General features: G+C 39.3%; 26 protein-coding genes and 2 tRNA genes. 11 read left to right on the top strand and 17 right to left on the bottom strand.

Going from position 1 to position 22,842, the window contains the following annotated elements:
* Positions 1 to 17 precede the first annotated feature (17 nt).
* From hflX to orn, 8 genes are all read right to left on the bottom strand, one after another.
* Positions 18 to 1,391 (bottom strand): ribosome rescue GTPase HflX, encoded by a 1,374-nt coding sequence (hflX, locus tag E7T07_RS01925; protein ID WP_135709246.1) that lies wholly within the window; start codon positions 1,389 to 1,391, stop codon positions 18 to 20.
* The gene (gene hfq, locus E7T07_RS01930; RefSeq protein WP_135709247.1) at positions 1,391 to 1,675 is read right to left on the bottom strand and encodes an RNA chaperone Hfq; all 285 of its coding nucleotides are present in this window, start codon (positions 1,673 to 1,675) and stop codon (positions 1,391 to 1,393) included. Before hfq ends, hflX begins: the two co-directional genes overlap by 1 nt.
* Positions 1,676 to 1,757: 82 nt before the next feature.
* Positions 1,758 to 2,708 carry a tRNA (adenosine(37)-N6)-dimethylallyltransferase MiaA gene (miaA, locus tag E7T07_RS01935; RefSeq protein WP_135709248.1) on the bottom strand — a complete coding sequence of 317 codons (951 nt, stop codon included), beginning with the start codon at positions 2,706 to 2,708 and terminating at the stop codon, positions 1,758 to 1,760.
* Between the two features lie 3 nt (positions 2,709 to 2,711).
* Positions 2,712 to 4,589: a DNA mismatch repair endonuclease MutL gene (gene mutL, locus E7T07_RS01940; RefSeq protein WP_135709249.1), complete on the bottom strand. Its 1,878-nt coding sequence runs from the start codon at positions 4,587 to 4,589 to the stop codon at positions 2,712 to 2,714.
* A 4-nt stretch (positions 4,590 to 4,593) separates the two neighbouring features.
* Positions 4,594 to 6,450 (bottom strand): N-acetylmuramoyl-L-alanine amidase, encoded by a 1,857-nt coding sequence (locus E7T07_RS01945; protein ID WP_135709250.1) that lies wholly within the window; start codon positions 6,448 to 6,450, stop codon positions 4,594 to 4,596.
* Between the two features lie 66 nt (positions 6,451 to 6,516).
* Positions 6,517 to 6,996 (bottom strand): tRNA (adenosine(37)-N6)-threonylcarbamoyltransferase complex ATPase subunit type 1 TsaE, encoded by a 480-nt coding sequence (tsaE, locus tag E7T07_RS01950; RefSeq protein WP_135709251.1) that lies wholly within the window; start codon positions 6,994 to 6,996, stop codon positions 6,517 to 6,519.
* Positions 6,997 to 7,146: 150 nt separating this feature from the next.
* Positions 7,147 to 7,222: transfer RNA gene (locus E7T07_RS01955), tRNA-Gly, on the bottom strand.
* Positions 7,223 to 7,325: 103 nt separating this feature from the next.
* Entirely contained in the window at positions 7,326 to 7,874 is a 549-nt protein-coding gene (gene orn / locus E7T07_RS01960) for an oligoribonuclease (RefSeq protein ID WP_135709252.1), read from the bottom strand.
* Between the two features lie 60 nt (positions 7,875 to 7,934).
* On the opposite strand from orn, the gene rsgA reads away from it, so the two are divergent.
* The 7 genes from rsgA (at position 7,935) to E7T07_RS01995 (ending at position 13,610) form a co-directional block, all read left to right on the top strand.
* On the top strand, positions 7,935 to 8,981 hold the full coding sequence (gene rsgA / locus E7T07_RS01965; protein ID WP_135709253.1) for a small ribosomal subunit biogenesis GTPase RsgA: 1,047 nt from the start codon (positions 7,935 to 7,937) through the stop codon (positions 8,979 to 8,981).
* 313 nt (positions 8,982 to 9,294) lie between these two features.
* Positions 9,295 to 9,552 carry a phosphocarrier protein Hpr gene (gene ptsH, locus E7T07_RS01970; protein ID WP_115638499.1) on the top strand — a complete coding sequence of 86 codons (258 nt, stop codon included), beginning with the start codon at positions 9,295 to 9,297 and terminating at the stop codon, positions 9,550 to 9,552.
* A gap of 108 nt (positions 9,553 to 9,660) precedes the next feature.
* On the top strand, positions 9,661 to 11,388 hold the full coding sequence (gene ptsI, locus E7T07_RS01975; protein WP_135709254.1) for a phosphoenolpyruvate-protein phosphotransferase PtsI: 1,728 nt from the start codon (positions 9,661 to 9,663) through the stop codon (positions 11,386 to 11,388).
* 62 nt (positions 11,389 to 11,450) lie between these two features.
* Complete coding sequence (crr, locus tag E7T07_RS01980; protein ID WP_135709255.1) at positions 11,451 to 11,951, top strand: PTS glucose transporter subunit IIA; 501 nt, start codon at positions 11,451 to 11,453, stop codon at positions 11,949 to 11,951.
* 107 nt (positions 11,952 to 12,058) lie between these two features.
* Positions 12,059 to 12,388, top strand: a complete 330-nt coding sequence (locus tag E7T07_RS01985) for a YbaB/EbfC family nucleoid-associated protein (RefSeq protein ID WP_135709256.1) — start codon at positions 12,059 to 12,061, stop codon at positions 12,386 to 12,388.
* A 58-nt stretch (positions 12,389 to 12,446) separates the two neighbouring features.
* Positions 12,447 to 13,049, top strand: coding sequence for a recombination mediator RecR (recR, locus tag E7T07_RS01990; protein ID WP_135709257.1), 603 nt, complete (start codon positions 12,447 to 12,449; stop codon positions 13,047 to 13,049).
* Between the two features lie 3 nt (positions 13,050 to 13,052).
* Positions 13,053 to 13,610: a TorD/DmsD family molecular chaperone gene (locus E7T07_RS01995; protein WP_135709258.1), complete on the top strand. Its 558-nt coding sequence runs from the start codon at positions 13,053 to 13,055 to the stop codon at positions 13,608 to 13,610.
* 172 nt (positions 13,611 to 13,782) lie between these two features.
* Here E7T07_RS01995 and yccS read toward each other — a convergent pair whose 3' ends face one another.
* On the bottom strand, positions 13,783 to 15,921 hold the full coding sequence (gene yccS / locus E7T07_RS02000; RefSeq protein ID WP_135709259.1) for a YccS family putative transporter: 2,139 nt from the start codon (positions 15,919 to 15,921) through the stop codon (positions 13,783 to 13,785).
* Positions 15,922 to 16,103: 182 nt separating this feature from the next.
* On the bottom strand, positions 16,104 to 16,769 hold the full coding sequence (locus E7T07_RS02005) for a curli polymerization inhibitor CsgI-related protein (RefSeq protein WP_135709260.1): 666 nt from the start codon (positions 16,767 to 16,769) through the stop codon (positions 16,104 to 16,106).
* A gap of 140 nt (positions 16,770 to 16,909) precedes the next feature.
* On the opposite strand from E7T07_RS02005, the gene E7T07_RS02010 reads away from it, so the two are divergent.
* On the top strand, positions 16,910 to 17,182 hold the full coding sequence (locus E7T07_RS02010) for an acylphosphatase (protein WP_135709261.1): 273 nt from the start codon (positions 16,910 to 16,912) through the stop codon (positions 17,180 to 17,182).
* 51 nt (positions 17,183 to 17,233) lie between these two features.
* Here the strand turns inward: E7T07_RS02010 and E7T07_RS02015 are convergent, their stop codons facing one another.
* Positions 17,234 to 17,563, bottom strand: coding sequence for a TusE/DsrC/DsvC family sulfur relay protein (locus E7T07_RS02015; RefSeq protein WP_135709262.1), 330 nt, complete (start codon positions 17,561 to 17,563; stop codon positions 17,234 to 17,236).
* A 55-nt stretch (positions 17,564 to 17,618) separates the two neighbouring features.
* The gene (locus E7T07_RS02020; RefSeq protein WP_135709263.1) at positions 17,619 to 18,290 is read right to left on the bottom strand and encodes a Bax inhibitor-1 family protein; all 672 of its coding nucleotides are present in this window, start codon (positions 18,288 to 18,290) and stop codon (positions 17,619 to 17,621) included.
* Positions 18,291 to 18,482: 192 nt separating this feature from the next.
* Here E7T07_RS02020 and E7T07_RS02025 point away from each other — a divergent pair.
* A tRNA-Ser gene (locus E7T07_RS02025) sits at positions 18,483 to 18,572 on the top strand.
* 380 nt (positions 18,573 to 18,952) lie between these two features.
* On the opposite strand, the gene E7T07_RS11235 is transcribed toward E7T07_RS02025, so the two are convergent.
* From E7T07_RS11235 to E7T07_RS02045, 5 genes are all read right to left on the bottom strand, one after another.
* Positions 18,953 to 19,135 carry a Gfo/Idh/MocA family oxidoreductase gene (locus tag E7T07_RS11235; RefSeq protein ID WP_210403503.1) on the bottom strand — a complete coding sequence of 61 codons (183 nt, stop codon included), beginning with the start codon at positions 19,133 to 19,135 and terminating at the stop codon, positions 18,953 to 18,955.
* Between the two features lie 61 nt (positions 19,136 to 19,196).
* Positions 19,197 to 19,376: a hypothetical protein gene (locus E7T07_RS11030; protein WP_210403504.1), complete on the bottom strand. Its 180-nt coding sequence runs from the start codon at positions 19,374 to 19,376 to the stop codon at positions 19,197 to 19,199.
* A gap of 13 nt (positions 19,377 to 19,389) precedes the next feature.
* Positions 19,390 to 20,280 (bottom strand): DMT family transporter, encoded by an 891-nt coding sequence (locus E7T07_RS02035; RefSeq protein ID WP_135709264.1) that lies wholly within the window; start codon positions 20,278 to 20,280, stop codon positions 19,390 to 19,392.
* A 131-nt stretch (positions 20,281 to 20,411) separates the two neighbouring features.
* Positions 20,412 to 20,951, bottom strand: a complete 540-nt coding sequence (ycfP, locus tag E7T07_RS02040) for an alpha/beta hydrolase YcfP (RefSeq protein WP_135709265.1) — start codon at positions 20,949 to 20,951, stop codon at positions 20,412 to 20,414.
* A 56-nt stretch (positions 20,952 to 21,007) separates the two neighbouring features.
* Positions 21,008 to 21,913 (bottom strand): ATP-grasp domain-containing protein, encoded by a 906-nt coding sequence (locus E7T07_RS02045; protein ID WP_135709396.1) that lies wholly within the window; start codon positions 21,911 to 21,913, stop codon positions 21,008 to 21,010.
* 126 nt (positions 21,914 to 22,039) lie between these two features.
* Between E7T07_RS02045 and E7T07_RS02050 the strand changes: the two genes are divergently transcribed.
* Together E7T07_RS02050 and psiE are read left to right on the top strand one after the other, a co-directional pair.
* Entirely contained in the window at positions 22,040 to 22,303 is a 264-nt protein-coding gene (locus tag E7T07_RS02050; RefSeq protein ID WP_135709266.1) for a GrxA family glutaredoxin, read from the top strand.
* Between the two features lie 122 nt (positions 22,304 to 22,425).
* A complete protein-coding gene (psiE, locus tag E7T07_RS02055) occupies positions 22,426 to 22,830 on the top strand; it encodes a phosphate-starvation-inducible protein PsiE (protein ID WP_425455025.1) in 405 nt (134 codons plus the stop codon).
* Positions 22,831 to 22,842 lie beyond the last annotated feature (12 nt).

Raw genomic sequence — 22,842 nt, forward strand, 5'->3', positions numbered from 1 at the left:
TCGTATAGGGGCAAAAGTCAGAAAATCTCTCTATTTTTCACCGCACTTGGCGTATGTTGATCTAACAACGGAAAACGTTTGACTAACTTTAGCCATTCCACTTTGTCAATTTCAATTTCTAACTCAAATTCGCCCCGTTCGCTAATTTGCTCATGACGAACACAATGAAGCTGATAAAGTGCATGGCGAATTTGCCCGAGATTAGGCGCAAGCGTTAAGGCTAATTTGAGTATTTCATCACTCAAACGCAAGCGAATTGCGTCTAAGAGTAGCTCAATGCCTTCGCCGGTTTGGGCAGAAAGATAAACGGCTATCGGTTGATTTTGATCATTCCATTCAATATGCGGCCGCACATTTTCTAAAGCATCAATTTTGTTATACACCAACAACATCGGCACATCGTTAGCATCAATTTCTTCTAAAACAGTATTAACCGCGGTGATATTTTCGAGCTTTCGCGTATCTGCGCCATCAATGACATGAAGCAACAAACCGGCTTCTGTGGTTTCTTGCAAGGTGGATTTGAACGCAGAAACTAAATCGTGCGGTAAATCGCGAATAAAGCCAACGGTATCTGCTAAAATGGTGGTGCCCACATCTTGAATGTGCAAACGGCGCAATGTAGGGTCAAGGGTGGCAAACAGTTGATCTGCGGCATACACATCCGATTGCGTCAAACGATTAAACAACGTGGATTTCCCCGCATTGGTATAACCCACGAGTGAAACCGTAGGAATATCTGCTTTTTGGCGCGTTTGACGATTTTGATTGCGTTGTTTCGCCACTTTTTCCAAGCGATTTTGCAGTTGTGCAATACGCACCTTAATTAAGCGGCGATCGGTTTCCAATTGTGTTTCGCCCGGTCCGCGTAAACCTACTGCACCTTTTTGTTGATCCAAGCCTGTTTTACGACGCACTAAACGAGTTGCAAGATGCTTTAACTGGGCTAATTCAACTTGCAATTTCCCTTCGTGAGAACGAGCGCGCTGAGCAAAAATATCCAAAATCAACCCCGTGCGATCCACCACACGACATTGGCATAAACTTTCTAAATTCCGAGCTTGCGCGGGCGTAAGTTGATGATTAACCAAAATGACATCCGCATGATGTAATTCCACGGCTTCTGCAATTTCTTCCGCTTTGCCTTGCCCCACAAAATATTTCGCTTGTGGTGTGGAACGAGATGTGGTTAAGACTTGTGCAATATCCACTTTTGCCGATTGCGCAAGAAGCCGGAATTCCATTAAATCATCGAGATTTTTATTTTGAGAAAAGAAAACATGAACGACAATGGCTTTGTCATTTTGTGTTTCTGTCAATGGAGAAAGTGCGGTCAAAATTTCAGGAATTTCCACCGCACTTTGATTAGATGCTTTTTCGCGATTCAACATTATTCCGCTTGAGTTGTCTCTAAGCTGACAGCTTGTTGTGCCTGTTGGTATTGCCCATTGTGGTTATTGTTATGGTGCGATACCGCACGAGCCGGTACAACCGTTGAAATTGCGTGTTTGTAAACCATTTGATTCACAGTGTTTTTCAATAAAATCACGAATTGGTCAAAAGATTCGATTTGACCTTGTAATTTAATACCGTTAACAAGATAAATCGAAACCGGAATACGTTCACGGCGAAGTGCGTTTAAATAAGGATCTTGTAATGATTGACCTTTTGCCATTTTGCTACCTTCTTAGTTATAGTTGTTATTTATTGTAATTATTTACTGTCTATCTCTAACAGCCGTCTCAATATATCAATTTTTAACGCTGTTGCATAGCCAAATCAAAGGCTTGAGTGATCTTTTTTAAATTTTGCTCATTTTTCAAGCTATCTAACCAAGTAATCGGTGTTTTCCAGCCGCGTAACCACGTAATTTGTCGTTTAGCCAACTGCCTTGTGGCGCAAATTCCACGATAAACCGCTTCATCTAAATCATATTGACCTTGTAAATGTTCCCACATTTGGCGATAGCCCACACAACGAATTGACGGCAAATCCAAATGCAAATCAGAGCGGGCAAAGAGTTTTTCTACTTCCGCTTTGAAGCCTAATTCCATCATTTTATGGAAACGCAGTTCAATGCGCTCGTGCAAAATAGCACGATCTTCAGGGGCAATCGCAAATTGCAACACATTGTAAGGTAAGGTTTCGCCTTTTTGTTCGGTGAGCTCGGTGAGCGATTTGCCGGTTAAATAAAATACTTCTAACGCGCGGTTAATGCGTTGGCTGTCATTGGGGTTAATGCGCGCCGCGGAAACCGGATCGATTTTTTCTAACGCTTTGTGTAATTCCGCCCAACCCACTAATTCGGCTTTGGCTTCAATTTCCGACCGCACTTTTTCATCTGCGTTGGGCAAAGGCGATAGCCCATCAATCAAGGCTTTGTAATAAAGCATCGTACCGCCGACTAATAAGGGAATTTTGCCTTGCGCACTAATTTCCGTCATTTCGCGCAAGGCATCTTCACGAAAATTCATAGCGGAATAACTTTCGGCAGGATCCAAAATATCAATCAATCGATGTGGCGCAAGGGCGAGCTCTTCTTTGCCGGGTTTTGCCGTGCCAATATCCATTCCCTTATAAATCAATGCACTATCAACGCTAATGACTTCCACCGGTAAATGTTGACGTAATTGAATGGCAAGATCGGTTTTGCCTGAGGCCGTTGGCCCCATAAGAAAAATCGCGGTAGGCAATGTATTATTCGTCATTATTTATTTCTCTCTTAAATAGGCGCTAAAATCCACAGGAATAAAAAATGAAGTTAAGGAAAAATGCGGTTGCGCTTCCATTAACTGTTCGACTTCTTGCAATAAATTAACCGCGCTTGCAAAGACTTTAATTTCACTCAATTCAATTTGTTCATAAAGCGCGGTGAAAAAGGCATGACTTTCAGTCAGATTTTGATTGAGCAAAGACATCACCATATTTTGCAAATTTTGCTGGCGCAGACATTGTGGTACGCTGTTTAAGGTAATGCGATGCTGTTCCCGGTTTTCAGTAAAGTCAAACCCCATTTGTGCAAAAAAGCTTTTTTGCTGTTCCCAAGCTTGTTGTAAGGGCGCATTTAAGCGAAAAACAACGGGAATTAACAAAGGTTGTTTTGGGCTTGTTGAATTTAAGGTTAATTCAAACCACACTTTTTGTAGCGTGGCTAATGGCAAGAGATAAAATTGGTTATCCTGTTGTAATAACAAGGCTTTTTCTTCCACTAATGCCAATGCGCGTAATATAGATTTTGCTGCTTTTTCATCCACTACAGGGGCAGCGGTTGGCTCGCTCGGGTTATGACCTTGCAATAATTCCCCATAAAGCCGTTGTTCTGTTTTGCTAACCGTTCCTCGTGCTAACGGCAAATGAGATGCCCCTTGAAAGCGCGGTTGAAAATCAGGCTGTTTTGGCAAATATGAGGGGCGATCTGCGTAACTTGTTTTTGTAGGTTCAGAAGGATAATTGGGTTTAGTATAAGTGCGTTCAAATAGATTTGCCCCTGCCGCTGCGCGATTAGGTTTAATCGTTGGCGCGTAGTTGTATGATACTTGGGGTTCTTGAATGTTGTTGTCAGCCATGTCTGGGGCGGAAAAATCCAGCTGTTCCGCACTGAATAAGGCGTTGCTGATTCCTTGAAAAATAAAATCATGGATTAAGCGCGATTGCTGAAAACGCACTTCGTGTTTAGTGGGATGCACATTAACATCCACATCATTGGGATTTAAATCCAAAAACAACACAAAAGCAGGGTATTGCTCTGTGTGCAAATGTTCCGCATAAGCCTGACGTATAGCGTGGTTAATCACCTTATCTTTCACCATTCGTCCGTTAATATAACAATAGGCTAAATCATTTTGCGAGCGGCTAAAATTGGCGGTGGCCACCCAACCGGACAAATGCAAATCATCGTGTTTCCAATCAATCTGTAACGCATGTTGCACAAAATCTTCACCACAAATCGCCGCAACGCGTTTCAATTTTTGCTGATCATTCACCGCACTTTTATACTGACGCACGATTTTTCCGTTATGGGTTAAGGTAAACGCAATGTTGGGTTTTGCCAATGCGATACGGCGAATGACTTCATCAATATGCGCAAATTCCGTTTTATCAGTGCGCAAAAACTTGCGGCGAGCAGGGGTGTTAAAAAATAAATTCGCTACTTCAACGGTTGTGCCCACAGGGTGCGAAGCGGGTTGAATGGTACTTTCTTGATCGCGTCCTTGAACATACACTTGCCAAGCTTCATGTTGTTCAGCAGTACGCGAAGTTAAGGTTAAACGAGAGACGGAACTAATACTAGCCAAGGCTTCACCGCGAAAGCCAAAGCTTAAAATAGCTTCAAGATCGTCCATACAAGCAATTTTGCTGGTAGCGTGGCGCGCCAAAGAAAGAGGTAATTCTTCTTTCGGAATACCGCTACCATTATCGCGAATACGAATCAGGGTGGCGCCGCCATTTTCAATATCCACGCGAATATTATTCGCGCCCGCATCAAGGCTGTTTTCAACTAATTCTTTAACAACCGATGCAGGGCGTTCTACCACTTCGCCAGCAGCGATTTGGTTTGCCAGTTGCGGTGGTAGAATTTGAATGGGCATAATTTTATTCCTTCAGTTGAATTTTTTGTCCGGCAATCGCTTTGCCATTTTTTAATTTTGGATTTAATTTCAAAATTTTTTCCGGCGAAATATTATACAATCGACCTACAGCGTAAATGGTTTGATCTTTTTCCATAACATGATATTTCGGGACAGTTTGCGTTTTGTCGGCTTTTGTTTTGCTGTTTTTACTATCATCGCGGCTATTTTTGGCGTTGCTTGTCTTTTTAACGTTACTTTCTTCCTTTTTTGTATTTTTTGTTGCCTTTTCTTTTTGGGGATTTGGCTTGCTTTCTGTTTGTTTTTCTTTGGTTGTTTTTTTCTCTTGGGCTGTTGTTTTCTCTTGGGCTGATTTTACTTCTACAGTTTTTTCAGCTTTTGTTGCCGCTGGGATGTTGATTTTTTCCCCTATTCGTAATTCCTTACGTTTTAGCTGATTGAGTTCAACAATATCGTCCACTTTCACACCGTATTTTTTCGCGATAGTGTCTAAACGTTCGCCTGATTTCACCGTATGTTTGATTCCACTGTCTTTAATGGTACTTTTTGGCGATTTTTCTGTCGATTTTTCTTCAGTTTTCACCGCGCTTTTTCCATTATCAGGAATACGTAAACTTTGCCCGATAAAGAGTTCTTTACGTTTTAATTGGTTTAATTCCACGATGTCATCGGCTTTAACGTCATATTTTTTCGCAATGGTGTCCAAACGTTCGCCTGACTTGACCGTATGCTTAATGCCACTGTCTTTAAGGGTGCTTTTTGGCGATTTTTCTTCAGTTTTCACCGCGCTTTTTCCATTATCAGGAATACGTAAACTTTGCCCGATAAAGAGTTCTTTACGTTTTAATTGGTTTAATTTCACGATGTCATCGGCTTTGACATTATATTTTTTCGCAATAATGTCCAAACGTTCGCCTGACTTGACCGTATGCTTGATTCCGCTGTCTTTAATGCCTTTTTCGGTAGCCTTATCTTTGTTATCTTTATTGTTCTCTTTTGGGCTTTCTTTGGCTTTTTTATCATCCTTATCTACCGGGGAGACAGATTCGTTCTTCTCGGATTTTTTTTCTTTAATATCAGGTGCTTTTACGGATGTATTCACATCTAACCCGCCATTACGTTTGCGATAATCCACAATGCCTTGATAAATAATATAGGCAATTCGGCGGCGATAGGATGGCGTACTTAATTTGGCTTCTTCTTCCGCATTGGACAGAAAACCTGTTTCCACTAAAACGGACGGAATATCCGGGGAGCGTAATACCCCTAAGCTGGCATGTTGCGGATTGTTTCGGCTTAAAGTCGTGATTTTGGCAAAATTACGCAAAATCGCATTACCCAATTCGTAACCCACTCGTTGGCTGTGCCCAAATTGTAAATCCAATACGGTTTGATTGAGGTATTTTTCATTACTATGTTCGGCTAACACATTGCCTGCGCCACCTAATAACTCGGATTGTTTTTCATGATCTTCTAACCATTGCCCCATTTCATCGTTGGCACGGCGATTAGATAACACCCAAACAGAAGCACCACGTAACGCGGGATTTTCAGAAGAATCGGCGTGAATAGAAATGAGATAATTGGCCTTTTTATGGCGTGCAATTTCAGAACGTTCAGGCACGGAAATGTAGTAATCGCCTGTGCGCGTTAATACGGCACGGAAATTAGGATCTTTATCTAAAAATCCTTTTAATTCGCGCGCAATAGATAAAGTAATATTTTTTTCATATAGGCGCATATTGCGGCTAATAGCACCCGGATCTTTGCCGCCGTGACCGGGATCAATAGCAATTGTCCAAGGTTGTGCTTGAACAGTCAAAGTCAAAAGTGCGGTAAAAAAAAGAACGATTTTTTTCATTATTATCCAGTTATATCTCAGCAAAATCCTAACGCTAAGTTTCAGAAAAATGGGTTATTAATAACGTTATTTCAAATGGTTTAGAATCTGTTCACCTTGCGTGCTGTTTGTCACCAATACAATCTCACGCCCGTTATCTACATAGGTAATATTTACCATTAAATCCGGTTCAGCAAGCAATCTGGCTCCTTTTTCTGCCCATTCCACAAGACAAATACTGTTAGCCGAAAAATAATCGCGAATGCCCATAAACTCAAGTTCTTCGGGATCGCTTAGGCGATATAAATCAAAATGATAAATCTGTTTGCCTTGTAAATGATATTCTTCCACTAAGGTATAAGTTGGGCTTTTGACATTACCTTGATGCCCTAATCCCTGAATCATTCCACGGCTTAAGGTGGTTTTGCCTGCACCAAGATCGCCATTTAAGTAAAGGGTAATGCCTGTTTGGGTTGAAACCCTGCAAATAGCCGAAATCAGTTTCTGACCAAAGGCAATCATCGCGGTTTCGTCAGGTAAAAATTGGCGGAATGTATTCGATGTCATAATGTGCTTGCGTGATCTTAGATTCGTTAAAAATAGACCGAATTGTACCGCACTTTTATGATTTTCAATAGGGGAAAAATATGAAATGATAAGGAATGGTTAATGGGAATAATAAAAAAGGACGCTGTAAAAAAGCGTCCTAAAAGAATTTGGAGCGGGAAACGAGGCTCGAACTCGCGACCCCGACCTTGGCAAGGTCGTGCTCTACCAACTGAGCTATTCCCGCGTAGCGACATGTTGTCGAAAACAGGGCGTATTATACAAATGTTTTTAGACCATGCAAGCAAAATTTTTTAAATTGAGTTTGTTTGTTTTAAAAATAAACAGAATTAGTCTAATTTAATAAAATGTTCACGATAATAAGCCAATTCTTTGATACTTTCACGGATATCATCTAGTGCCAAATGGGTATTGGTTTTGGTAAATCCTTCCAAAATTTCAGGCTTCCAACGGCGCGCTAGCTCTTTCAGCGTGCTGACATCTAAATGACGATAGTGAAAATAATCCGCTAAATCAGGCATATATTTGTAAAGAAAACGCTTATCTTGGGCAATGCTGTTGCCACAAATAGGGGAAGCCCCTTTAGGCACCCACTTTTTCAGAAAATCAAGGGTTTGTAGCTCTGCAGCACGCTCGGTTAATTTACTTACTTTCACCCGTTCGACCAACCCATTTTCCGTATGAGTTTTTACGCACCACTCGCTCATTTTGCTTAATAATTCATCGGATTGATGAACTGCAAGCACAGGGCCTTCCGCTAAAATATTGAGATTCTTATCGGTGACAATCGTTGCAATTTCAATAATTCGCTCTTTTTCGGGATCTAACCCCGTCATTTCCAAATCAATCCAAATGAGATTTTCTTTATCTTGTGCCATAATTTCAGTATCCTATGTTAAATTTTTTGCAATTCTACCTGAAAATTAACCGCACTTTAAATGGCAAAACATAAATTAACTCAAAATCAAAAACGCCGTATTCATTCAAATAATGCGAAAACTCTTGATCGTCATCGCCGTCAAGCCAAAAAAGACATTGACTGGCAAGATGAAATGTTGGGGGAAACCCAAGACGGCGTAGTCGTTACACGCTATTCGATGCACGCCGATATTGAAGACGCGCAAGGCGATATTTTTCGCTGTAATTTGCGCCGCACTTTAGCCGGCGTGGTGGTGGGCGATCACGTGGTTTGGCGCAAAGGCCATGAACAATTACAAGGCATTAGCGGCGTAGTTGAAGCCGTACAACCGCGCAAAAACGAATTGTCGCGCCCCGATTATTATGATGGCTTAAAAGTGATGGCATCAAATATTGATCGCATTATTATCGTCTCTGCGGTATTGCCGGCTTTGTCCTTGAATATTATTGACCGTTATTTGGTGATTTGTGAAAACGCCAATATTCCCGCGGTGATTGTGCTTAACAAGGTCGACTTATTGTCTGATGAAGAAAGAGAATGGGCAAAAACGCAGCTGCAAATTTATGAAACACTGGGTTATCAAACGCTGATGATTTCTGCACAAACCGGCGAAAATATGGATAAATTAACCGCACTTTTAGCGGAAGGAACATCGATTTTTGTGGGGCAATCAGGGGTGGGCAAATCAAGTCTTGTTAACCATATTTTGCCTGAAGTGCAAGCACAAACCGGTGAAGTGAGTAGCACATCCGGGTTAGGGCAACATACCACAACCGCTTCGCGTCTCTATCATTTGCCTCAAGGGGGCAATTTAATTGACAGCCCGGGGATCCGTGAATTTGGCTTATGGCATTTAGAACCGGATCAAATTACAAAAGGGTATCGCGAGTTCCAATATTTTTTAGGCACCTGTAAATTCCGTGATTGTAAACATCTCAATGATCCGGGGTGCGCTTTACGGGAAGCTCTTGAACAAGGAAAAATTCATCCTGTACGGTTTGAAAATTATCATCGCTTGATTTTAAGTCGTGATGAGAACAAATCACAGCGTCATTTCGTGGAATAATGCTTTGTGCTATAACGCTAACTTAGTCTAAAACGGAATTTTTTCTTTTAAAAATTTGTTAAAAAAGCTCAAAATAACAGCAAATCGATAATTTTTTTGTGATCTACTTCAAATTTTGTAGTGATTTAGCTTGATTAATTAAGCAGAATATTGATACTAGGGACTGAAATTTTTGCGCGCAAGAATAGTCGGTTTTCCGACCGCACTCTTAGGTGTGTTTGGTTGAACGATTTTGCTCGAGAGTTTTGGTGATGAGTTTGCTGTTTGAAGTCATCACAGAATGTTTACCTTAACTTAAAATAAAGGACAAATTATGTACTCAAAAGACGTTGAAATTACAGCAGCTGCAGGTTTACATACTCGCCCGGCAGCACAGTTCGTTAAAGAAGCAAAAGCATTCGCTTCAGACATTACTGTTACATCTGCAGGTAAAAGCGCGAGCGCAAAAAGCCTATTTAAATTACAAACCTTAGGTTTAACTCAAGGCACTGTTATTACAATCTCTGCAGAAGGCGAAGATGAGCAAGCTGCAGTTGATCATTTAGTGGCTTTAGTTCCAACTTTAGAATAATTTTTGTTTAGCCATAAGACTGAACATTTCCTGCTATAAGCAGGAAAAGTGGGTTTTATGGCTATTATTTTATATACATAATCAGGCTATAAAATAGAAGGTTAAATCATGATTTCAGGAATTCCAGCTTCTCCAGGTATTGTTTTTGGTAAAGCACTTGTACTTAAAGAAGAAAAAATTATTATTGATAACCAAAAAATTTCAGAAGATCAAATTGATGCTGAAATTGCACGTTTTTATGAAGGGCGTACTGCAGCAGTAGCGCAATTAAGCTCAATTCGTGATCGTGCCTTAAAATCTTTAGGGGAAGACAAAGCCGCTATTTTTGAAGGTCATTTGATGATCTTAGAAGATGAAGAATTGGAAGAAGAAATCATTAGTTATATTCGTTCTAATAAAGCCAATGCTGCTGCGGCGGCAAGTAAAATTATCGATCAACAGGTAGAAATGTTATCTGAAATCGATGATGAATATTTAAAAGAACGTGCAGGCGATATTCGCGATATTGGTAACCGTTTATTGAAAAATATCTTAGGTATGCATATCGTGGATTTGGGTGAAATCAATGAAGAAGCTATTTTAGTGGCTTATGATTTAACCCCATCTGAGACAGCACAATTAAACTTAGACAAAGTGTTAGGTTTTATCACAGATATCGGTGGTCGTACATCACACACCTCTATTATGGCACGTTCATTAGAGTTACCTGCGATTGTGGGGACAAATAATGTTACAGAGCAAGTGAATACCGGCGATTACTTAATCCTTGATGCGGTAAATAATGCCGTTTATGTGAATCCAACACGTGAACAAATCGAAAAATTAAAAGCACAACAAGTACAATTAGCAGAAGAAAAAGCGGAATTAGCAAAATTAAAAGATTTACCTGCATTGACGTTAGACGGTCATCGTGTGGATGTTGTGGCAAATATTGGTACCATCCGTGACTGTGACGGTGCAGACCGCAATGGCGCAGAAGGGGTTGGTTTATACCGTACTGAATTCTTATTTATGGATCGTGATAGCCTTCCATCAGAAGAAGAACAATTCCAAGCTTATAAAGAAGTGGTTGAAGCTATGAATGGTCGTATCGTGGTGTTACGTACCATGGACATCGGTGGTGATAAAGAATTACCATATTTAAATTTACCAAAAGAGATGAATCCGTTCTTAGGCTGGCGTGCCGTTCGTATTGCCATGGATCGCCGTGAAATTTTACATGCTCAATTACGTGCGGTTTTACGCGCTTCAGCATTTGGTAAACTGGCGGTCATGTTCCCGATGATTATTTCGGTAGAAGAAATTCGTGAATTAAAATCCGTTATCGAAACATTAAAACAAGAATTACGTAACGAAGGCAAAGCCTTTGATGAAAATATTCAAGTTGGCGTAATGGTAGAAACGCCGTCAGCTGCGGTGAATGCAAAATTCTTAGCGAAAGAAGTGGACTTCTTTAGTATCGGTACAAACGATTTAACACAATACACTTTAGCGGTTGACCGTGGTAACGAAATGATTTCTCATTTATACAACCCAATGTCGCCGTCCGTATTAGGTTTAATCAAACAAGTCATTGATGCTTCACATGCCGAAGGTAAATGGACAGGTATGTGTGGTGAGCTTGCCGGTGATGAGCGCGCTACCTTATTATTGTTAGGTATGGGCTTAGATGAGTTCAGTATGAGTGCAATTTCTGTGCCAAGAATTAAAAAATTAATTCGTAATGTGAACTATGCAGATGCAAAAGCCTTAGCTGAAAAAGCGTTGCAAGTACCAACTGCAGCAGAAATTGAACAATTAGTTGATGAATTCTTAAAAGAAAAAACATTAAACTAGATACAAATGGAAATTTTTGCGTTAGAATACGTGAAAGTTTCAATTAGTTAGGAGACAAGTAAATGGGCTTTTTTGCTAAATTATTCGGTTCAAAAGAGAGCCAAGCGGTAGATGTGAAAATTTATGCACCTTTATCAGGTGAAATCGTAAATATTGAAGATGTACCAGATGTGGTTTTCTCTGAAAAAATCGTAGGTGATGGTGTTGCAATTAACCCAACTGGTGACGTAATCGTTGCGCCGGTTGATGGAACAATTGGCAAAATCTTTGAAACGAACCACGCATTCTCAATGGAATCTGCGGAAGGTGTTGAATTATTTGTGCACTTCGGTATCGATACTGTTGAATTAAAAGGTGAAGGCTTTACTCGTGTAGCACAAGAAGGTCAAGCCGTAAAACGTGGTGACGTGATTATCAAATTTGATTTAGAACTTTTAAAAGCTAAAGCAAAATCAGTACTAACCCCAGTGGTTATTTCTAATATGGATGAAATCAGCCATATTGAGAAAAAAGCAGGTACAGTTGTTGCTGGCGAATCTGAAGTTTTATCACTTAAAAAATAATGTGTTGAATAAGAAACCGGCTATTTAAAATAGGCAGTTTCTATTTGTTAATTATCCCAAAAGTTCGCTTAGCTTTAAGCGGACTTTTTCTTTCATAAGGAACGAATATGTTTGGAAAAGCGGGTTTAGGCGGCTTGATGAAGCAAGCGCAACAAATGCAAGAGCGTATGCAAAAAATGCAGGAAGAAATTGCGCAATTAGAAGTGACAGGCGAGTCTGGTGCAGGTTTGGTCAAAATTACCATTAATGGCGCGCACAACTGCCGCCGTATTGATATTGATCCATCTTTAATGGAAGATGACAAAGAAATGTTGGAAGACTTAATTGCCGCAGCATTTAATGATGCCGTACGCCGTGCGGATGAATTACAAAAAGAAAAAATGGCTTCAGTCACAGCAGGTATGCCGTTACCACCGGGATTTAAAATGCCATTTTAATAAAACATGTTAAATTTTCACCGCACTTTTTAAGTGCGGTTTGTTTTTAAGGATGTTTATGCAAAGTAGTTCACTTTTAGAAAGCCTTATTGAAAACCTTCGTTGTTTACCTGGGGTTGGTCCTAAGTCAGCACAGCGAATGGCCTATCATTTATTACAACGCAATCGTAGTGGTGGCATGAATTTGGCGCGGGCGTTGACAGATGCCATGTCGAAAATAGGGCATTGCCAAGCTTGTCGGGATTTTACGGAAGAAGAAACTTGCCATATTTGTAATAATCCCCGCCGCCAAAATTCGGGTCTATTGTGTGTGGTAGAGATGCCGGCAGATATTCAAGCGATTGAGCAAACAGGACAATTTTCAGGGCGTTATTTTGTCTTAATGGGGCATCTTTCTCCCTTAGACGGTATTGGGCCACGAGAAATTGGCTTGGATTTACTGCAAAAACGTTTGCAAGACGAACAATTCACAGAAGTCATTTTAGCTACAAACCCTACGATTGAAGGCGATGCCACTGCAAATTATATTGCGGAAATGTGCTTCCAACAGGGGATAAAAGTAAGTCGTATCGCCCATGGCGTACCCGTGGGTGGGGAACTTGAAATGGTGGACGGAAATACGCTTACTCACTCATTATTAGGCCGACGCGAATTAGGATAATTTATGTCAGAACAAACCTTAAATAATTTTTCATTGATTAGCCGCTTATTTGGCAATCTTTTTTATCGTGCGCCTAGCGATGAAATTCTTGCTGGCGTATTTTCTTGGTTACAGCAAAAAGGTCTTGAGCAAGTTTGGGCATTGGATACGGATAAAGAAAGCCAATCTGCCATCGAGAGCTTGCAAATGCCTGTTGCAATTGATGTTTTACAAAAAGAATATGAAGCCATTTTTCTTCGTGAAAATGGTGTTTCTACTCAACTTTCTGATTATGGCGTAAATATTGCGGATTTTGTTCAATTTCGGCAAGAACGCGGAATGCCAATGGTTGAAAGTGCGGATCATTTTGGTTTAGTTTTTTTAACGGCTTCATGGATTGAAGATAACTTAGATTCAGTAGATGCCCAACGCCAGCTGTTTGAACAGTTCTTATTGCCTTGTGCGAATAAGTTTTTATCTAAAGTGGAAAGCGCTGCAAAATTGCCTTTTTATCGCTCTTTGGCCGTGTTAAGTCGAGAAATCCTTGCGGCAATGGCAGATGAGTTGGATGAAGTGGAATAATGATGAATAATGAAAGGGGATAGCCCTCTCATACCCTATACGAGCCGTATAGGGCTACTTGATCTGAGCCGCTCTGCGGCTCTTTTTGTCTAGGTGTAATAGACAAATTTGTTGCTATTACACCTTTTCAGCCCCAGCGGGGCCGGGATTAAGGAACCTAGCACGGCTCGTGCTAGGTTATTTCTTTATTCAAGGCAACATACAACGGCTGCAACGCCTGTAAGATCATCGTTAACTGCTGTAATGGCGTGGCAAAATGAAGATGATTGTTCATTTCATTTTGTTCGATATATTTCTTTAATCTCGTCTCAATGGTATTGAATTTCAGGCTAAATTGGGCTTCACCAATGGATTGAATATGTTCTAATAATTCAATGATTTCCTTCGCGATAGGATAAAATTCCCCAAGAAATTCACAATCTTGTTTTATTTTTTGCATGTTTTTACGATAAGCGCCCAGCGCAGAAATATAACCTAACAACGTGCTGTTAATTTGCACCAACTCAAAGCCTTGGGTTAAATAACGAGCATATTTTTTAGGCTCGCTGTTCATGGTTGAGATGGTATTATTTAACGCCATCGCACTTTCGTGGGCATTTCGCCGCACAATACGGTATTGCAAATCATCGCCTTTGCCAAATTGAAGATGGCAGATAATATGCAATAAATATTTCGCATCTGCCACGATCGCCTGACGGCTGACTTTATCCAGTTGCAAATATTTCCAATCAGGCATAATAAAAGACACCGCAATCCACGCTAAAGCAGAGCCAATTAAGGTATCTATAAAGCGCGGTAAGGTGGCATCATAAATATTAAAGCCCATAATATCAAAGCTCGCCAACACCTGAATGGTAATGAAAAAGGTAGAATAGCTGTAATTGTTGCTACGGAAAAAATAGAATAAGGTGCTACTGATGACCACCACAGCCAGTTTCGCTTCAATGGTGGATGTCATATAAGGCAAAAATGATCCTACCAGTACCCCAAGTAGCGTGCCAATAATACGTTGTTTTAACCGTACTTTGGTGGCGGAATAATTGGGTTGGCACACAAAAATAGCGGTCAGCAGAATCCAATAGCCGCGATCCAGTTGCAAATGAAAAATTTCCACTACCGAACAGCAAATAAACACCACAATAGACAGGCGAACCGCGTGGCGGAACAGTTGGGAGTTTAGGGTAAAATGACCGGCAATACGCGTCATAATATTGCGTAAACCGGTCACATTTTCTGTATAAATTTGTGCACGTTCGTTTTGTTCTTCTCGGTGTTGCGATTGTTCCAAATGGCGTAGCTGCCAGTCGATATTTTGCAAATTTTCCAGCAAAGTGCGGATAGATTGTAAGGTGTTTTCCGAGCATTGAATTTGTGGATCATTCACATATAACTCAAAGGATTGCACAATACCTTGAACTGCACGCTCTAAGCGTTTGTTGTATTGATAATCCTTCCCTTGTTGTAACGCTAAGGCAATATCGCGACAGGCTTGTGCTTCTAACTCAAGCAAACGTTGCATACGGAAAATTAAATCGGAATTTTTAAGTTGGGTGGCTAATTTTTCATAATCAAAATAGGCGGAATTGGCGCGCTCGTGAATATCTTGGGCGGCAAAATAAAAACGTAGCATTTTATTGGTATGCGCTTGGCGATGTTGTCCGCGCATACGGTTAAATAAGGCGTTCCGCGTGAGATTAAAGGCAGCAATCAAGGCGCTGTTTTTCATTGCCAGTTCAAGTTGTTTTTGCTCTAAGGATTCTACATCATCAGGATCGAAGAAATCGGATTTTGCATCGAGATAATCGGCAAGAGCAAAGAAAGAGCGAATAAGACTTTCTTGAACAGGGCGGTTGGGAAAGAATAAATGCACCACCACCGCGATACTGCTATAAAGTAACGCACCGCATAAAATCATCAACGGATTAATATACCAAGCGGTTTCAGGCAAATAGGTTAAGGTTGTATAAAGCGCGACAACCAATGTGCCAAAGGCGATGGTGCTGTAACGCTGTCCAACGGCACCGAGCATCGTGAAGATAAAGGTCATCGCTGTCATAGCAAGGATAAACAATGCACCTTGATGAAGAAAAAATTGTGCTGTGAGAGACGAAATAGAAAAGGCGAGTAGCGTGTAAAAAATATTGCGTAAGCGACCACTTAGGCGATCATCTAAATCAACCAATCCACCCGCGATTACACCAAGCACAAGGGGCATACTCCATTGCGAAATATCAAATTGCCAAACCAAAATGGCTGCAATATTGACTGCAATAAAAATAGGTAAGCTGGTAATCACTTTGGTATTAAGCATAGCGTTTTACTTGTGTGGCAAAAGGATAAATCGGTTATTTGATGCGATGATGGTGAAATTGATATATCGTAGCCCCTAGAATTGAAAGATAAACAGACTTCTATGAGACGGGATAAGCGTCTGTCCAAATCTACGAGCGTTAACGGACAGGCATAACGCCTGTCCTGACAAAAATATCAAGATTATTTTTGTTTTTTCACCCAGTCTAAGAAACGTTGTTGTGTTTCTTTATCGGCTTGTTGATACCAATATTGTAACATTTGCTCAGCGGCGTTTTCGCCTTGAACGGTCACTTTGCCTTTTTGAACTTTACCATTCGCACCAACGGTTGCCATCGTAGCCGGAAGTGTTGCTGTGGCGAAACCTGCAACGGCTGCCGGTGCGCCAGATGAGTTATAGTCTGAAAGATTTTCAACGAGATTTACATTTGGCAAGAAACCTTCTTGTTTTAAGTATTCTTGTTTCGTTGTAATTTCAGTACCGGAAACCGTGCTTACAGTGATTTTTGGTGACGCTTTGAACGCTTCTGCATCACGTTCATCAGACAATTTTGGTGCTGAAATACGAAGGTCTTCCGTTGAACCTTGGAATGTTACCACGATAGGATCACTTTCAAATAAAGTGCGGTCAGAACCGGAACGAATCACTTCGCTCACACGAACTACGACTTGGTGGGTGTTTGTATCATTGATATTAAATGAACGGGTTTCTTTTAAAAGCGCTTTGCTTGCTTTTTGACCATCGATCGCCAAAAAGTCAATATTTGATGAACCTGTTACCACGCTTGCTAAGCTAACAGAGCTCGCAAATAAAGTTGTTGCAGCAATGGCTGCTAAACGAAATTTCATAATAACTCCTTCCAAGGATATTTAAGATTTAAAGCCTACGCTTTATACAAAAGCGTTACTGCGTATGCTATGCTAAATTTAAATAAATGAAAATAGCCATACAGAAAAAAAACGTTATTTTTTGTGTTAAGGATGAAACTATGGAAAAAAGACAATTTACCGTTTATGGGCGTGTTCAAGGGGTGGGTTTTCGTTTCTATACGGCACAACAGGGGACAAAATTAATGTTGAATGGCAGTGTAAAAAATCTTTCGGATGGTTCAGTCTTGGTTATTGCCATCGGAAATAGCGAAGCGGTAAACCAGTTGCGTCAATGGTTAAAGACAGGATCACCGGCAGCAAAAGTGGAACGAATCATTGAACAAGAATATATTGGCGGACGTGAGTTTACCGGTTTTAAGATTGAACGATAAAGTTGTAAAAGTGCGGTTAAAATCTCGCTATTTTTAACCGCGCTTAACCCTTTACAAACATTTCGCAGGCTTGGGCAACCCGGCCAATTTAGTCGCCTGTTTAGCCGGACCATCAGGAAATAAACGTTGCAAATAACGGCTATTGCCTTTTTCTTCACCTAACTTTTCTGCCATCGCTTTAACCAGCATACGAATAGCCGGGGAAGTTTTATATTCTTCATAAAAATGACGTACAAAATAAATGACTTCCCAATGAGCATCCGTTAACGCCAAATTCTCTTTTTCCGCAATGGCACGCGCAACGTCTTCATTCCATTGACTCATGTCCATTAAATAGCCTGAAGGATCCGTTTCAATTTGAATATTATTTATGGTTAGCATATTGATAGTCAACGTAAAAAACGCCCCAAATGGGGCGTTGGTGATTTAGGACTGATTATTCATCGCGGTTGAAAATCGTTAATAAATTCAACAAGCTGATAAATAAGTTATAAATAGAAACGAATAAACTTACGGTCGCACGAATATAGTTTGTTTCGCCGCCGTGAATAATATTACTGGTTTCAAATAAAATCGCGGCACTTGAGAATACTACGAATAAACCACTTAAGGCGACTTGTAATGCAGGCATTTCTAAGAAAATATTAGCAATCATCCCGACCAGTAACACGATAAATAACGTGAACATCATACCGGAAAGGAATGACATATCTTTTTGAGTCGTTAATACGTAAGCTGAACAGGCGAAGAATACTGCCGCAGTACCGCCTAATGCTAAGATCACGAGATCGCTTAACCCCGCGCCCACATACATATTTAAAATCGGTCCAACGGTATAACCTAAGAACCCGGTGAACGCGAAAGCCGCAATAATACCGGCACCGCTATTCGCAAGGCTATTGGTTAAGAACAATAGACCATAAAATCCGGCCAAGGTCACAATAATCCCCGGACGTGGTAAACCTAAAGACATTGAAATATAGGCAACGACCGCAGAGAATGTTAGCGTTAATGCCAATAAAAAGTAAGTGTTGCGTAACACTTTGTGAGTTTGCAGTAATGATGTTGATTCATCACGACCACCAAAAACAATACGAGATTGTTGCATAGACTTTCCTTATAAAAGAGTGAAGAGACAGTTGTTAAATTAAAGTTAATTTAGAGAAATGTCAAAATATATTTTACCCAAAATGGCGGTAGTTTCAGCAATCTGAACAAAATACCATCTCTTGACAGTAATTTACAAAGTTTTGGTTTACGCTTAATAAAAACTATATTATACTCTGCGCCACTTAACCGCGGAAGAATGGCAGAGCGGTTGAATGCACCGGTCTTGAAAACCGGCGTGGATGCGAGTCCACCCTGAGTTCGAATCTCAGTTCTTCCGCCATCTTATTCAAGGAAAGTCGCAATGTTGTTATATAGTATTGCGGCTTTTTCAATTTCTGCGTTTATGGTGTAATAGACAAATTTGTTGCTATTACATCTCAAAATTAGAGAATAAATCGATTTATATGGTGTAATAGTAACTATTTTGTCTATTACACCCACCATATTAATTTGGGGAATAGCTTAAATACTCACCATTAAGCGAGAATCGATACTTATATAAAATTTGAATTAGACTATTGAGTCTTTTACTACTACGTCAATAATTAAAATTGAACAACACTATTTATTAATAGATGATTTTTTTATCCTCTCAATAATTTTGACTTATTCACTTGCTGTTTCTAGATTAGAAAGCGGTGTTTTCCTGTCTTTAAACATTCAATAATATATTAAAATAGCATCAACCATCCGTTCATTTGGTGTATTATTGGCTTTACATAATAAAATAATTTCATCAATTTCTTTTAATGAGTAGGAAATCGTTTTCTCACAAAAGATTGATTTTACACCAGCATCAATACACGCTTTTATTATCTCAAAATGAGTTTGAATAGGGGGCATATGCTAATAATATCAAACTTATTTTCTTTAAGCATTTGTTTATAATCAGTATATCCATATTCTATATTACATTCTTTTTTATAGAATGAACAAGTTCTTTATTAATATCACAAATAGAACTAATATTAACACATTCTATGCTATTATATGCTTTAATATGACTCCAAATAATTTTCCTGGTTGGATCTTTATCTATACCATAAGCAATAAGTCCTAACCCAATAACTCCAACATTAATCATAATAACCCTCCAATTATTTCTTTTTTAATGAAATGACACAACCCAAAATAACAATTAATGCTCCTACAGTTTGATAGATAGAAATTTCTTCTCCTAGAGTTAAATAACTAATTACTGCAGTGGATAAAGGAACTAGCAACTGAATAATATTAAATACAACAACACCTTGTTTCTGTACAATATAAAAAGCAAATAACATACCAGTTAACATTCCATACATACCTGCCAAAATTAATCCTATTAACAAACCTAAATTAACATCATATAGCTGGTAAATAACACCGGAATCATGAGCCAATATTAGATAGATGATTCCAGTTAATGTGGCAGTAGAAGCACTAATTATAATAGGATGTAGTTTATTTGAAACTTTTTTGACAAGAAGATTTTGAATAGATTGGATAAATATTGCTGTTATTAGAAAGATTGACCCCATTATAAAATTACTATTTTCGGATGAATTGTCTCCATAAATAACAAATATAAAAGAACCGAGTAAAGATAAAAAACTACCAAAATAAAAACTTATATTTTTCACTTTTTCGCGTTCATCTTTAAAAAATATAGCCGCCATTATTACAGCTAGAGGCATTGCCATAATAGCAAAAATACTACCTGATAATGCAGATGTATATTTGAGCCCATTTATAAAAAAATACATATTGCCAGTCATAAATAAGGCTAGCAATAACAGATACAGAATAATTGAAGGTTCTTTAATAATTTTTAATATCTCGTGCTTATATTTCAAAAGCACAATGAATACAAATAATAGCCCACCTGAGATAAACCTAACCGCATTATTATTTAATGTTTCAAAATGAATACTCATATAGCGCATAATAGGAAATCCAAATCCCATTAATACAATATAAGTCAGTCTTATTAAGTTTTCATTATTCATAATTACATCTCCTGTTCAGTAACATTATTGATAAATTATGTCAATATCTTGGTAAGACTATCTTTTATATTTATAAGGATATATCAAAATATGATATATCCTTATACAATTCAATAATGAAAAATATGTTTTTAACTATTCTTAAACGCTTTTATCTGTAAGATATATTGCGAGAATTTGTTAAACTCATGGGTTTCAATATCATCCCAAATAATATCATAGTAAGGCGCGAGCGCATCTGCACTTCGGTTTGCATTCACTACTTCGTCAAGGCTTGAAAGTAGCACCAACGCATTTCCTTTGTTTTTTTCACGGAAATTAGTCACGCATTTGAGCGCGATATCATCGAATTCTTCAGGACGGTCGATTTTATCTTGTAAGGTTTCGCTTGGGAAAAGCGTTGGATTCAACATAACTTGCTTAATGCCACATAAGAATCCAACACGTTCTGCCCAATAACCGCCTAAGCCCACACCACAAATTAAAGGGGATTTATCATCTGTTTGTGAAATCAGTTTATGAACTTCTTGCAATAAATGTTGCATATCGTGCCGTGGATGCAAAGTACTGTAATTGACAAAACGCACATCGGGATCAATGTAACGTAATTGCATCATTTTTTCGTAGTCATTGGCATGGCTGGAAGAAAAACCGTGTAAATAAATAATCATAACGTACTCCTTCTATGTCTGATTATTAAGGTTTATTTATCTTACGCAAAGTGCGGTTAAAAATCTGAAGATTTTTTAAATTTTGTGATCTTGCTCTCGAAATAAGCCAGTATTCTATCCGCGATATCAATACCGCTTGTTTTCTCAATCATTTCAAGCCCGGGGCTCGCATTGACTTCCAACACGAGATAGCCGCGCTCAGATTGAATAAGATCAACGCCTGCGACATCTAAGCCTATCGTTTTTGTGGCTTGAACCGCCAGCTGTTTCACAGATTCCGGAACATCAATGACGGTGGCTTTTCCGCCTAAATGACAATTGGCTCTAAAGTCATTCTCTGGGCTCTGACGCTGCATTGTTGCCACCACCCTATCACCAATAACAAAACAGCGAAGATCTTTGCCCTTCGCTTGAGCAATAAATTCTTGTGCTAACATTGGTGTGTGTTGTTCTGCATAGCAGGCTTCCGCTTGCGTCAATGTATTTGCCAACATCACACCATCGCCTTGCATCCCTTGCAAATGTTTAAGCACCATAGGTGCCGCCATTTGATAATAGGGTTGCGTCACTTCTTTCCCTGCAAAGGTTGAAAGCGGAATAGGAATATGATGGCTATGTAAAACTTGCAAGCTCTGCCATTTATCACGAGCCAAACGAATTGCCGCTTCCGTATTCAAACAAGGTATTCCTTGCGCTTGAAAATGCTGTAATACAAAGCAGCCCATTTGTGTGCTAGTTACGCCAAAACGCGGTAAAACCCCATCATAATGGGACAATAGAATAGGTGGCTTGTGGGTATCTTGTTGGTAATAAATGTCAAAGTGCGGTGAAGTTGGGTTAAGTTTTAATAAGCAACGATTTGGATCTAAAATATCCATTTTATGACCGCGCTTTTGTGCAGCAGCACGTAAACGTTGGCAACTGTAAAGGCGCGGTTCGCGACATAACATCAATAAATTCATATTCATCCCATTTATTTCATACACTAATATATTACACCAATCAAAGAGTTCGGTGAAAACCCCTTTCTTATTTTGTAACAAGATCTTACAATATTTAACGTCTTTTTTTACTAATAGGAGAAAAACATGTTTGTCGTTATTTTTGGCCGTTCGGGCTGTCCATATTGTGTTCGTGCAAAAAACTTAGCTGAAAAATTAAAAGGTGAAGTTGCAGATTTTGACTATCGCTATGTGGATATTCACGCAGAAGGTATTACAAAAGAAGATTTATCAAAATCTGTGGGTAAACCGGTAGAAACCGTACCGCAAATCTTTATCGATGAAAAACCAATCGGTGGTTGCACTGATTTTGAAGCATTAATGAAAGAACAATTTGGTGTTGTTGCTTAATTGATGTTATCTATGATAAACCTAAGAGTACGGTCAAATTTCAAGTGATTTGACCGCACTTTTTGCTGTATTATTCCACCATACTTTTAAAGAGATGAGGCCTCATGAATATTGAGTTTTTTATGAATAAAACCTTGCCAACACTAGTCACAAAATCATTACGGATTATTTTGAGTGCTAGCGTCATTGCATTAGGTATTATTGATTTAGTTGCTCTGATGAAAGTACTTTATACCCTTGGGTTGATGGTATTTACTAACGAAGCAATCGTCCCCCATAGCGTGGCAGAACAAATTGTGATTTTCTTTTTGTATTTTGGTTTTTTGGCATTTATTGCCCAATATTTCCAAAGCGGTTATCACTTTCCACTACGTTATTTCATTTATTCGGGGATTACGGCAATGCTACGGCTTATCATTGTGGATCACGAAAATGCTATGGATACGCTCTTATTTGCCGGCGCCATCTTATTAATGGTTATCGCACTCTGCTTATTACTTTATGCAGACAAGGTGAAAAATATTTAACACTAGGGTCTG

Source organism: Actinobacillus porcinus (assembly GCF_901764995.1).
GTDB classification, from domain to species: Bacteria; Pseudomonadota; Gammaproteobacteria; order Enterobacterales; family Pasteurellaceae; genus Exercitatus; species Exercitatus porcinus.